The sequence below is a fragment of the Proteus sp. Marseille-Q3619 genome (genome assembly GCF_965283115.1).
The window spans coordinates 1,076,093-1,089,216 of the sequence record NZ_CBDIMP010000001.1; the positions used below are offsets into that span (position 1 = coordinate 1,076,093).

Below are 13,124 nucleotides of genomic sequence, written 5' to 3' on the forward strand. Positions count from 1 at the left end.
TTAACGCACCTTTAATGTCGCCAGACCAATAAGCACTAACATCAGTGAGATGATCCAGAAACGGACAATAACACGAGGTTCAGGCCAGCCTTTTAATTCATAATGGTGATGAATTGGAGCCATACGGAAAATACGTTGACCACGCAACTTAAATGAACCGACTTGTAAAATAACGGAGAGTGTTTCAACAACAAACACCCCCCCCATAATCACTAATAAAAACTCTTGGCGTAATAACACTGCGATAGTCCCTAATGCGCCACCTAATGCAAGCGAACCAACATCGCCCATAAAGACCTGTGCTGGGTAAGTGTTAAACCAAAGAAAACCTAAACCAGCGCCGACTATCGCGGTACAGACAATCACCAATTCGCCCGCATGCATTAAGTAAGGAATTTTCAAATAACTGGCGAAATTAACGTTACCTGTTGCCCATGCAACTAATGCAAAACCCGCAGCAACAAATACCGTTGGCATAATGGCTAAACCATCTAAACCATCCGTTAAATTCACTGCGTTACTCGTACCCACAATCACAAAGTAAGCCAGTAAAATGTAGAGCATACCTAATTGAGGCATAACATCTTTAAAGAATGGAACGACTAGCTGTGTTGCTGGCGTATCTTTACCAATTGCGTACATACTAAATGCCACAACAAGTGCGAGTACGGACTGCCAGAAATATTTCCAGCGAGCAATTAAGCCTTTTGTGTCTTTACGAACTACTTTGCGATAATCATCAACAAAACCAATCACGCCGTAACCAATTAAAACCAGTAATACACACCAAACATAGGGGTTATCTAATCTTGCCCATAGTAGTGTGGAGATGGAGATAGAGAACAGGATCATAATCCCGCCCATTGTTGGCGTACCGCGTTTGCTAAAGTGAGACTCAGGTCCTTCGCTACGAACCACTTGCCCGATTTGCATTTTTTGTAACCATGCAATCAGATGAGGTCCCATCCACAACGCAATAATTAATGCCGTCAATAAGCCAACAATCGCCCTGAATGTCAGATAAGAAAACACATTAAAAAATGTATGGTATTTAACCAAATATTCGGCTAGCCAAACTAACATTCAAAGCACTCCTTTAATGCGTTCACGATATCTTCCATCGCGGAGCTTCGTGAACCTTTTACTAAAACTGAAACAACATCATGCTGCTGTAATAATGGAATTAATTGAGCAAGTAAGTCGGCTTTAAATGCAAAATGCTGACCACCTTGATTTTCATCACTAATAAAATGGCTGTGGTGTCCAACAGTAAAGACACTATCAATACCGGCATTCTGAGCAAAACGCCCCACATCACGGTGACATTTTTCTGAATCTTTACCTAATTCAGCCATATCACCTGCAACAAAAATCTTATATCCCGGTAATTGAGATAAAACCTGTAAGCCTGCGATCATCGAACCATCGTTAGCATTGTAAGTGTCATCTAACACCATTTTTCCTGCTGTTAATTCAACAGGATACAATCTTCCCGGTACGGCTTTTAATGTCGATAAACCAAGACGAACATCTTCAAGCGTTGCCCCAGCAGATAGCGCAAGAGCACTTGCCGCTAAAGCATTCGCAATATTATGGCGACCCGGTAATGGAAGAGTGACGTCAACACAACCTTCGGGGGTATGTAACGTGAAGTTGGTTGTGAATTGCTTAACCGTGATATCTGATGGATAAAAATCGGCTTTACCTTGTGCTGATAAAGAGAATGACCATTGCGTTTGGCGCGCATTCAAATGGTGTTTCCACAAAGGTAAGTCATTACTATCCAGATTAATAATGGCTGTACCTTGCTCTTTTAAGTGGGTAAAGATTTCACCTTTTGCTTGTGCAATCCCTTCCAGTGATCCAAATCCCTCAATATGTGCAGAAAAGAGATTATTTACCAATGCACTATCTGGTTTTACCATATTTACGGTATACGCAATTTCACCGATATGGTTTGCGCCTAACTCAATAACAGCAAAACGGTGTTCTGGCGTTAAACGAAAAAGCGTTAAAGGTACGCCAATATCGTTATTTAAATTGCCATGGGTATATAAGGTTTCGCCACAGTGACGCAAAATAGAAGCGGTCATCTCTTTAACGGAGGTTTTTCCAGAAGAGCCTGTCAACGCAACAATCTTGGCGTGGCTTAGCGAACGAATATGTGCTGCAATTTCGCCCATTGCTAGATGGGTATCTTTCACAATGATTTGCGGGCAATCAACATCAATCTCACGATTAACTAACACCGCAACAGCGCCTTTTTCTTTTACATCAGCAATAAAATCATGAGCATCAAAACGCTCACCCGCTAATGCAATAAACAGGCAATCTTCATCAATTTTACGACTATCTGTTGAAATCGATTTGATGATAAGTTGGTCCGCTTGGCTTTGAGCGATATGGCTCAATGTGCCTTTGCTAATTTGTTCAATATTTCCTAAAGACAGAGGGATCATGCTATCACCCCCAACAACCGAGCAACGGTTAATCTGTCTGAATAATCAAGACGGCGCGAGCCAACTAATTGATAATCTTCATGCCCTTTACCTGCGACTAAAATCATATCCTTTGCATCGGCTTGCATGATCACGTTAGTGACTGCTTCAGCTCGACCTTCAATGGCAATAGCACGACCGGGATCCATTAAACCAGAAAGAATATCTTGGATGATAGCGTGTGGCTCTTCGCTACGAGGGTTGTCATCGGTGATAACAACTTTATCAGCCAGCTCTTCTGCGACTGCTCCCATTAGTGGGCGCTTACCTTTGTCTCTATCTCCGCCACAACCAAATACACACCATAGTTTACCTGTGCAGTGTAAACGAGCAGCTTGAAGTGCTTTCTCTAAAGCATCTGGAGTATGAGCATAATCGACAATAACCGTAGGGCGATTATCCGCACTAAATACTTCCATGCGGCCACAAACAGGTGTGAGTGAAGATGACGCTTTAATAACCGCATCTAATGGATATTCAAGTGCTAATAATGTCGCTAAAGCGCATAAAAGATTACTAACATTAAATGCCCCCATTAATGGGCTTTCAATTTCACCATCACCCCAGCTAGAACTAAAGTGAATGGTTGCACCCGCATCATGATAATTAATCTGGGTTGTTTTAACAAAACGGCCTTGCCAATTTTGTGGCAATTTATTTTCCATTGTCACGGCAACAGCGTCAGGTAAACGAGATAACCATTTTTGACCAACGGCATCATCCGCATTGATGATTTTTTCACCACTGCAATGAGTGGAAAACAGTAACCATTTTGCTTCTTCGTAGTTAGCCATATCACCATGGTAATCAAGATGATCACGACTTAAATTCGTAAATACACTCGCCACAAAAGGCAATGCACTCACACGACCTTGAACTAAACCATGAGAAGAAACTTCCATAGCGGTCAATGTCGCGCCTTGATTTAATAATTGCTGTAACTCTAATTGAATATCAACCGCAGATCCTGTGGTGTTCATCGCAGGAACAACATGACCTAAAAGTCCGTTACCTACTGTTCCCATCACAGCACTTGTTTCACCTAAACCTTGTGCCCACTGTGCTAACAATTGTGTTGTTGTCGTTTTTCCATTAGTCCCAGTAACACCAATCAGTTTGAGTTTTTCCGCAGGTTGATGATAAAAATGTCCCGCTAACTTTGATAATTCCGCATTAAGATTATCAATGTAAATAACTGGAATACCGTGACTTTCACGGATTTCACCATGCGTTGCAACATCTTGTGCTTCCGCTAATACCGCCGAAACACCTTGAGCAATTGCTTGAGGAATATAGCGTCTACCATCAGTTTCATGACCTTTGATGGCGATAAAAAGATCACCGCTCGCCGCTTTTCGGCTATCGAGTGTCATGTCTTTGAGCATCAATGACGGTGCTTGTATCCCGAGTGCCCCTAATAGGTCACTTAAGTTAGGATCGGCCACTTGTATCCTCTTCTTTTTTAATCACAAATTCATTTTTATCGTCTGGCGTCAATGCGTCAGGTTCTACGTTCATTGTGCGTAAAACCGCGCCCATGATCGCGCCAAACACCGGTGCAGAAACTGCCCCACCATAGTACTTCCCTGCTTTGGGTTCATTGATTACGACAACCAATGCAAAACGAGGGCGACTTGCTGGAGCAACACCCGCCGCATAAGAGATATATTGATTGATATATTTTCCGTCTGGCCCTACTTTCTTCGCTGTCCCTGTTTTAATCGCAACACGATAACCTTTAATCGCCGCGCTCACACCACCACCACCGGGTAATGCAACGCTTTCCATCATATGAACGACGGTTCTCATCACAGGTTCAGGGAATACGCGAGTTCCCGGTACTGGAGGGTCAACTTTTGTAATAGAAAGAGGACGGTAAATACCAAAACTACCAATCGTTGCGTAGACACGCGCTAACTGTAACGGCGTTACCATTAGCCCATATCCGAAAGAGAAGGTGGCCCTTTCAAGATCGGACCACCGTTGTTTTTTTATTGGAAATATGCCACTACTTTCGCCAACTAGCCCCAAGTTAGTTGGCTTCCCGAATCCAAATCGTGAATAAACATCCACAAGTTCAGATGCAGGCATCGCTAACGCCAGTCTTGAAACACCAACGTTACTCGATTTCTGTAATATTCCTGTTATCGAAAGCTCATGATATAACGCCACATCTTTTATCTGATGCCCGCTAATACGATAAGGAACGGTATTAATAACACTATTTTCTTTAATAATATGATTGTGGAGCGCACTCATCACAACCATCGGTTTTACGGTAGAACCTGGTTCAAAAATATCGGTGATAGCACGATTACGCATCGCATCTTTAGGCGTTCCCGTTAAATTATTTGGGTTGTACGATGGGCTGTTAGCCATCGCCAGCACTTCACCGGTATTTACATCAACTAAAACAGCGGTTCCTGACTCTGCTTTATTCTTAATAACCGCATTGGTTAATTCGCGATAAACCACAGATTGCAGACGTTCATCGATACTTAACATCAGGTTATGAGCAGCTTGGCTGTCTGTTTGAGCGATATTCTCGATAACACGGTTAAAACCATCTTTACGAACAACACGCTCACCAGGAGCACCTGTCAGCCACTGGTTAAAGCTTTTTTCAACACCTTCAATACCATCACCATCAATATTTGTTACACCGATGATGTGAGCAGTTACTTCGCCTGATGGATAATAGCGTTTTGATTCTTGGCGCATATTAATCCCAGTGATTTTTAGTTTACTAATATAATCACTAATTTCAGGGTTCACTTGGCGAGCCAAATAGATAAAACGAGCGGAAGGCGTTGCGACAATTTTTTGCTCGATGTGATTCACTGGCATTTTCAGTGCATCAGCAAGTGCTAACCAACGAGAATCCGTCATATCGGGATTAGCATCTAATACAACTTTAGGATCTGCCCAAATGGCAAAAACAGGCACACTAACGGCAAGAGGCCTACCCATTCTATCGCTGATCATGCCTCTTGCTGTCGGTACTTTTTGTACACGTAGAGAACGCATATCCCCTTCACGAATAAGGGGATCGGGGTTAATAATCTGTAAATAGGCAACACGGATTAATAGCGCGGCTAAAGCGATACCAATACCACCGCAAAGCAACGCAAAACGCCAACTCACAAATCCTGTTTTTTCTTCAGGCTTGCGTAGTTTGGCATTTGACTTTGTCTTTGCTTTCGCTTTTGCCGAACGTGAAAATTTCATACTTGCCTTAATTATTTAGTAACCACAATGTTCTCTTTTGTTGGGTCAACATGGATCATTCCCAAACTATCACTTGAAAAACGCTCTACTCGGCTATGATCAGCCAGTGCGTTTTCTTCAAGAATGAGATTGCGCCATTCGATCTCCAATACGTTTTTCTCCAGCACTAAACGCTCTTTCTCTGCTGTTAATAAACGTGTCTTATGTGCGGTTGTCACGACATACACCGCAGAAATAATCACAGCAATCAGTAAACATACAGGTAATTTGCCATGACGCAGTAAATCCTGCCCTATAACTCTCGGTAATGAGTGTCGTTCAGTAGACATTTATTCCTCAATACGTTGTGCTACACGCAATACAGAGCTTCGTGCCCGTGGATTTTCTTCAACTTCTACGCCTGTCGGTTTCATCTTGTGAATACTCGATAAGCGAGCACTTCCTAACTCTTTTATTTGCGCTTCTGTTAGAGGAATACCCGCAGGGACAACTGGCCCTTTACTTTCATCTCGAATAAAACGCTTCACCAATCGGTCTTCTAATGAATGGAAACTAATGACCGACAAACGTCCTTCTGGTGCTAAAACAGAAACAGCACCTTTTAATGCTTTTTCAATTTCATCTAATTCGCTGTTGATATAGATACGAATTGCCTGAAAGCTACGTGTTGCTGGGTGCTTATGTCGTTCTTTTACTGGGCTTGCGTCGCTAATTAAATCAGCCAATTGTTTGGTTCGAGTCAAAGGCTCTTCTGTTTTGTTACGTGCAACAATGGCGCGAGCAATACGCTTAGCAAATCGTTCTTCACCAAAAGTTTTCAATACCCATGTGATGTCTTCTTCTGCTGCTGTCATCAGCCATTGTGCGGCTGATTGCCCTGATGTTGGGTCCATACGCATATCAAGAGGTCCATCACGCATAAAAGAAAAACCACGTTCTGGATCATCAAGTTGAGGTGAAGAAACACCTAAATCCAGTAATACACCATCAATTTTCCCTGCTAAACCTAACTCAGTGACATACTGCTCAATATTTGAAAACGGCCCATGAACAATAGAAAAACGAGCATCATCAATTTCATTAGCAACAGCAATCGCTTGTGGATCTCTGTCTATCGCAATCAAGCGACCTTGTTCGCCCAATTGCGATAAAATTAGACGAGAGTGCCCTCCGCGACCAAATGTTCCGTCGATATAGATACCTGAAGATTTAATATTCAGGCCATTCACTGCTTCATCCAGTAATACACTGGTATGACTAAAATTATTCGTTGTCATTATTTAAAGTGATAAATCCAATAGTCGTGTCGATAACGGTTCCTGTGAGGTTTGCTCGGCTACAATGTCTTTTTCGATCTGTTTGTACCAGACCTGTTCATCCCACAATTCAAATTTATTGAATTGACCGACTAACATGACCTCTTTTGTTAGCCCCGCATGCTGTCTTAGCGTGCTAGCTAACAAAAGACGTCCTGCGCTATCCATTTGGCATTCGCTGGCGTGACCTAATAACAAACGTTGAACTCGACGTTCCGCAGGATTCATAGAGGACAAAGCTGCTAATTTTAACTCAATCTTTTCCCATTCTGGAAGGGTATAAAGCAATAAACATGGCTGATTGAGATCAATGGTACAAACCATTTGACCTTCAGAAATCTCACTCAGCGTTGTTCGATAACGGGAAGGAACTGTTATTCGCCCTTTGCTGTCAAGATTAACGAGTGTTGCTCCACGAAACATCCTCATTACCCCCAGCTTTGTAATTTACACCACATTATCCCACAAATCCCCACAAATAGAGTTTACGGATGGTATGAAAACGTTGTCAAGCCAGATATAGGAAGCTTTATTTATATTTACAGTAATTTGGTAGATACTCTGGAATGTTTAAATTATCGACAAAAAGAAAAAAGGAAATATTAACACTATGATTAATAGAGGTTATTTTTCAAATTCTATTTTTAATCACGAAAAGTAATTATTTATAGCGATTACAAGGAAGAAAACCAGATAAAGAAATCATAATAAGTAAATCATGATTTTTATTATAAAAAACTAATTTATTGCAGTTCATTTACCTTTAGCCAACATAATAATTTGAGGTTGCTTTTATATAAACAAAAACATCAAGACGAAAAAAAACAATTCAATATCATGAAGATAGTTATTTCTTTTTTTCTTAAGTTTCCCAAAATAAAATTAATTACACATTAAATTTAAGCAATATCACTTATGGGTATGTCAAAATTCAATCGACTAACTTAGTAAAATGAGAGAAATAGTAAAAAAACTCTTAAGATTAATCTCAAATTTAATATTCTCTAAGCAATTCGACATTCTTAAATCAAATAAAACATCCCCGTTTTAATTTAATAAAACAGGGATGAGTATAAATGCAGATAATTACCAACAGAGCGACATCAATTAACGCGCACGTCCCAAACTGCCTCGACGACATAAATCACGACGAATACGTGTAATTCCTGCTTGCGGTTTTTGTTCTTCTTCAAGACTCGCAAGAACAAGTTCTAACACACGTTCTGCAATATCACGATGTCGTTGAGCGACAGATAAAACAGGACATTCAAGGAAATCCAATAACTCATGATCACCAAAAGTCGCAATAACCAATTGTGTTGGTAAACGACCACTGCGTTGTAATGTCACATCCATAACCCCTTGTAATAAAGCGAAAGAGGTAGTGAATAACGCATCAGGCATTGGATTGTTATTTAACCATTCAGAAAAAGCAGCCGCAGCAGCTTCTCGTTCATAGCTATTTGCATATAGGTAGGTGATTTCTCTAGGATCATCTTTCCATACATTACGGAAACCTTGTTCACGTAAAAAACTCACAGAGAGTTCAGGAAGTGCGCCTAAATAGAGTACAGATTGCGAAGGGAATGCTTTTAATTCTGTTGCCAGCATTTTGGCGTCTTCTAAGTCATCGCCAACAACACTGATAAAATGTTCACTTTCTAATGCTCGGTCTAACGCAATAATCGGTAATGAGCGATTTGCCCAACGCTGATAGAAAGGATGCTCTGGCGGCAATGCTGTTGAAACAATAATGGCATCAACTTGACGTTGCAGTAAGTGCTCAACACAACGAATTTCGTTGTCTGGTTGGTCTTCTGAACAGGCAATCAGTAATTGATAACCGCGTTGACGCGCTTGTCGTTCAAGGTAATTTGCGATCCTGGTATAACTGGTATTTTCCAAATCAGGAATAACCAAACCAATAGAACGCGTACGACCAGCACGTAATCCCGCGGCAACAGCGTTCGGGTGGTAATTATGCTCTCTGACCACCGCCATCACTTTTTCAACAGTCTTGTCACTTACACGGTACTGTTTCGCTTTACCATTAATGACATAACTTGCTGTTGTTCGTGAAACACCAGCCAAGCGGGCGATTTCATCCAGTTTCACATTAGCCTCTTTTAATTATTAAATGTGTTATTTATTACATATTGCTATGAATTTCAGTCATCATGCTGATCTGAGTTTGTATTTTAACACAATTTACTGATAAAACCGTATGCGTCAACGTTTCCGTTTATGTCTTTTATCAATTATTTCAATCATCGTTATCTATCAATAAGTAATTTCAAAAGAAAAAAGCACCATTTAGGTGCTTTTTCATCAATAAAAATTAATCTTGATACATTAATTCGATTTCATTTCGATAGCGTTCAAAAATAATTTTACGGCGAAGTTTCAATGTCGGTGTCAATTCGCCCGATTCCATAGAAAAGCCATCAGCAAGAAGAGTAAAGCGCTTAACTTGATGAAAACTTGCAAAGTTTTTTTGCATTTCACGTAAACGTTCATCAAATAGCTCTTTAATTTTAGTATGGCGTAATAATTCCATACGATCTTGATATTTTAGATTTAATGCACGCGCATGTTCTTCTAATGCATCAAAGCAAGGTACGATAAGTGCAGAAACAAATTTACGTGTATCTGCGATCACCGCAATGTGCTCAATAAAGCGATCTTGCCCTAATGTTCCTTCGATCATTTGTGGTGCAATGTATTTACCATTTGACGTTTTCATTAAATCTTTTAAACGTTCAGTGATAAATAACATGCCATCACTATCAAGTGCACCTGCATCACCAGTACGTAACCATCCATCATCTGTAAAGGCATCCGCCGTATCTTCAGGCTTATTGAAATACCCTTTCATGACAATGCTACCACGTACTTGGATTTCGTTTTCTGCGCCAATACGCACTTCGACGCCCGGCAATGGGGTGCCAATAGAACCTAATTTATATTTGTTCTCTTCCCAGCATGAAACTGTGGCGCAGGTTTCTGTCATACCATAGCCATATTTAATATTGATACCCGTAGCCAAGAAGAAGCGGATCACAGCATCATCTAAACGCGCTCCTGCCGCGGGTAAAAAGCGAACTCGCCCACCTAAAATTTGGCGCACTGGATTTAACACTTTTTTATCTGCAAAACGATAGCATAAGCGGGAAATAAAGCCCTGTTGACGTTGATTTAGTTGTGCTTCACGCTGTTTTTCACCCTGCTTTATCGCCCATTTAAAGATAAATTGACGAAACACTGAAGCTTGAGACACTTTATCTTGAATAGCGCTATACACTTTCTCATAAAAGCGAGGAACGGCGCACATCACGGTAGGTTTAACCGCACTCATGGCCTCTCTGACAGCATGAGTGTCTGTCAAATACACGTTAACCGCACCTGTATGCATCACATAGAAGCTCCATGCGCGTTCAAAAACGTGAGAAAGAGGTAAAAAACAGAGAGAAACATCTTTATCAGATAACGAGAGACGCTCATCATGTAGATAAAGTTGTGATGCTAGACTTGTATAGTCGAGCATAACGCCTTTAGGTTCACCTGTGGTTCCTGATGTATAAATCAGAGTAAACAGATCATCTAAATTGCATTCATTAATACGCTGTTTTAACACGTCATCATGCTGAAATGTTGACTGGTTAATTAAATTTTCCAGATAGCATGAAGGTATATTTTCGTTTAACACAACATCAGAGTTAAACACAATAACATGTTCAAGTTGAGGACATAACGCTAATAATTCAGAAACAATATCGTATTGCTTTTGGTCGCCAACAAAAAGAATGCGAATATTCGCATCATTTAAAATGTAAGCGGCTTGTTCAACACTACTTGTTGCATAAAGAGGAACAGTTACTGCACGTAGCTGCAAAGAAGCAATATCAGCTAAAGACCAATCAATGGTATTTTGAGAAAAGATCCCAATATTTTCTTGAATATCCACACCCATTTCTAACAATGCATTTGAGAGCGCACGTGTTTTCTTTTCAACCAACTCCCAAGACATTTCGATATTGCGCTTAGCATCCCACTGACGATAAGCAATTTTATTCCCGCTGTGCAAAAATTGCATCTGCAATCTTCTAATTATATGATAATCATGAAGATTATTATTAGTTATCATAATTTTCCTGCTATTTATGGAAAAGCGACCGTGTTATGAAACCGAAATGGAGAAAATGTCTCCCTTACAATTTCAGCTTACACATGTTCGCTGACTCGAATAAAAGTCTAAGTGATCCACCAAAATAAAGGAATTCAATTTTACATAAATTTGTAAAATTGTGAGTTATGAAAAGTTTTGTCAAAAAAAGCTATCTCATCACCATGAGAAAACTAAATATGATGATCTTATTTTTTATGAAAAGCTGAAAAGAAAAGCTGATAAATAACAATAGGTAATTGTTATAACTTAATCAATGACAATATAGAGAGGAGAATATTAGTGAAAAAAAATAGGTTTAGCACAGTATAATACGAATAAGAGTCATTATTACAAAGAAAGGGCAAAAATAGTGACAGCAATCCAATTTAGTTTACCTAACTGCATAAACGCCATTTTGGTCATTAGCCGAATAGCTAACGTTATCTGCCACTATTTCTGCATAATTAGTAAAAAATACTAATTATGAGCAAAAACACTCTATTTTTGACAAACTTCACTTAATAAATTTTTCATCCATAAGTGGCCTTTATCACGCGCTGTTGACTCATGCCAAATCAAGTAACAAGGACGCTCTGTTTTTTCCCAAGGTAACGACACAGCTTTAATATCTAATTGCTCAGAATAACTTTCAACTAACCATCTTGGTGCAATAGCGACTAAATAAGTTCTAGATACAATATTTAATACACTATTTAAATCGGTTCCTTGATAAGTGATTAAATCTTCCAAATGAGTATCTTTATAATAAGGCGCACTAAATGAACCAATATCATCTAAAGAAACAATGGAATGTTGCTCATTTAATAACATCTCTTGGGTCACACTCTCTTTAATACGAGGATGTTTATTAGAAACGACTAAAACAACTTCGTCATTAAATAGTGGTTGTGAATGAAATTCAGTTTTTTCAAATTCCTTATAGCTAATAAAGAACTCAACTTCTTGATATTTTAATTGGTGTTCTATATTGCTATTTAAATAAGACTTAATATTAACGTTAATATTAGGTGTTTCATTTTTAATTTGTTCAACTATTTTGGGTGCTAGTTTTATATCTAGAGGACTACAAATAGATAAATTAAATATACGCTCACTTTGTTCTGGTTCAAATCCTGCTCCAGGAAGCTCGTTATGAACCAATTGTAAGGCTTGTCTTACTGGGCCAAAAAGTTGTTTAGCTCTTAATGTAGGTTGAATACCGCGTCCATAGCGAACAAATAATTCGTCATTAAACATAACTTTAAGGCGAGATACAGCATTACTCACTGCGGGTTGTGACATGCCCAGTACTTGTGCAGCACGGGTAACATTTTGCATTTGCATAACAGCATCAAATACCGTTAATAAATTAAGATCAACATTACGTAAATGCATATCTGCTGATTCTCTGCTGGTAACTGTTGCTGATGTGTAATCCGTCATTTCTTACTCCACTATGTTATCATAATAGTCAAATAAATATTATTAACAAATATATTATTAATAATAAATAAGCTTTAACCATTACTTAAACTATTTATTAAAATTTATTATTCATCATCCATGCATATAACTAAACATATAATTTTCATATCAATAAAAAAACATATTTCATATAAGAAATTAATTTTGAAATTAAAATTACATGTATAGAAAATGATTATATAAATATATATTACAACCTGTTTTACCTTCTGCCTTGCAAATAATAAAACAAAGTATGATAAAAATCATAATAAAATAATGTACTTTCATTCCTAAAATAGGTATCCGACATCTATTATCTTTTATAATACAATGATTTTTATTCTTACATTCAAAACGTTGCTCACATTTGTCAATTATTCCTCCCCTAACACCCTCTTTTTTCCCTACCCACTGGCTGATTAAAAAAAAAGCAAACAATTGTTTAATTTT

At 39.0% G+C, this 13,124-nt stretch carries 10 protein-coding genes; all 10 read right to left on the reverse strand.

Annotated features, from left to right (window positions below; genetic code table 11):
* Positions 1 to 1,083, reverse strand: coding sequence for a phospho-N-acetylmuramoyl-pentapeptide-transferase (gene mraY, locus ACWPWK_RS05030; RefSeq protein WP_023581493.1), 1,083 nt, complete (start codon positions 1,081 to 1,083; stop codon positions 1 to 3).
* Positions 1,077 to 2,459 carry a UDP-N-acetylmuramoyl-tripeptide--D-alanyl-D-alanine ligase gene (gene murF / locus ACWPWK_RS05035; protein ID WP_109371146.1) on the reverse strand — a complete coding sequence of 461 codons (1,383 nt, stop codon included), beginning with the start codon at positions 2,457 to 2,459 and terminating at the stop codon, positions 1,077 to 1,079. The genes mraY and murF overlap by 7 nt, the downstream gene beginning before the upstream one ends.
* Positions 2,456 to 3,943 (reverse strand): UDP-N-acetylmuramoyl-L-alanyl-D-glutamate--2,6-diaminopimelate ligase, encoded by a 1,488-nt coding sequence (murE, locus tag ACWPWK_RS05040; protein ID WP_109371148.1) that lies wholly within the window; start codon positions 3,941 to 3,943, stop codon positions 2,456 to 2,458. Before murE ends, murF begins: the two co-directional genes overlap by 4 nt.
* Positions 3,930 to 5,726, reverse strand: a complete 1,797-nt coding sequence (gene ftsI, locus ACWPWK_RS05045; RefSeq protein WP_109371150.1) for a peptidoglycan glycosyltransferase FtsI — start codon at positions 5,724 to 5,726, stop codon at positions 3,930 to 3,932. Before ftsI ends, murE begins: the two co-directional genes overlap by 14 nt.
* Positions 5,727 to 5,737: 11 nt before the next feature.
* Positions 5,738 to 6,055, reverse strand: a complete 318-nt coding sequence (gene ftsL, locus ACWPWK_RS05050) for a cell division protein FtsL (protein ID WP_109371152.1) — start codon at positions 6,053 to 6,055, stop codon at positions 5,738 to 5,740.
* Positions 6,056 to 7,003 (reverse strand): 16S rRNA (cytosine(1402)-N(4))-methyltransferase RsmH, encoded by a 948-nt coding sequence (gene rsmH / locus ACWPWK_RS05055; protein WP_109371154.1) that lies wholly within the window; start codon positions 7,001 to 7,003, stop codon positions 6,056 to 6,058.
* 3 nt (positions 7,004 to 7,006) lie between these two features.
* Complete coding sequence (gene mraZ, locus ACWPWK_RS05060; RefSeq protein ID WP_075670769.1) at positions 7,007 to 7,465, reverse strand: division/cell wall cluster transcriptional repressor MraZ; 459 nt, start codon at positions 7,463 to 7,465, stop codon at positions 7,007 to 7,009.
* Positions 7,466 to 8,149: 684 nt separating this feature from the next.
* Positions 8,150 to 9,157, reverse strand: coding sequence for a catabolite repressor/activator (gene cra / locus ACWPWK_RS05065; protein WP_109371156.1), 1,008 nt, complete (start codon positions 9,155 to 9,157; stop codon positions 8,150 to 8,152).
* Between the two features lie 223 nt (positions 9,158 to 9,380).
* Positions 9,381 to 11,186: an AMP-dependent synthetase/ligase gene (locus tag ACWPWK_RS05070; protein WP_109371158.1), complete on the reverse strand. Its 1,806-nt coding sequence runs from the start codon at positions 11,184 to 11,186 to the stop codon at positions 9,381 to 9,383.
* A gap of 519 nt (positions 11,187 to 11,705) precedes the next feature.
* Entirely contained in the window at positions 11,706 to 12,650 is a 945-nt protein-coding gene (gene leuO, locus ACWPWK_RS05075) for a transcriptional regulator LeuO (RefSeq protein WP_109371160.1), read from the reverse strand.
* Positions 12,651 to 13,124 lie beyond the last annotated feature (474 nt).

Bases quoted from the DNA above. Each gene is read 5' to 3' on its own strand.
- mraY (WP_023581493.1), bottom strand. From the start codon at position 1,083: ATGTTAGTTTGGCTAGCCGAATATTTGGTTAAATACCATACATTTTTT.
- murF (WP_109371146.1), bottom strand. From the start codon at position 2,459: ATGATCCCTCTGTCTTTAGGAAATATTGAACAAATTAGCAAAGGCACA.
- ftsI (WP_109371150.1), bottom strand. From the start codon at position 5,726: ATGAAATTTTCACGTTCGGCAAAAGCGAAAGCAAAGACAAAGTCAAAT.
- ftsL (WP_109371152.1), bottom strand. From the start codon at position 6,055: ATGTCTACTGAACGACACTCATTACCGAGAGTTATAGGGCAGGATTTA.
- rsmH (WP_109371154.1), bottom strand. From the start codon at position 7,003: ATGACAACGAATAATTTTAGTCATACCAGTGTATTACTGGATGAAGCA.
- mraZ (WP_075670769.1), bottom strand. From the start codon at position 7,465: ATGTTTCGTGGAGCAACACTCGTTAATCTTGACAGCAAAGGGCGAATA.
- ACWPWK_RS05070 (WP_109371158.1), bottom strand. From the start codon at position 11,186: ATGATAACTAATAATAATCTTCATGATTATCATATAATTAGAAGATTG.
- leuO (WP_109371160.1), bottom strand. From the start codon at position 12,650: ATGACGGATTACACATCAGCAACAGTTACCAGCAGAGAATCAGCAGAT.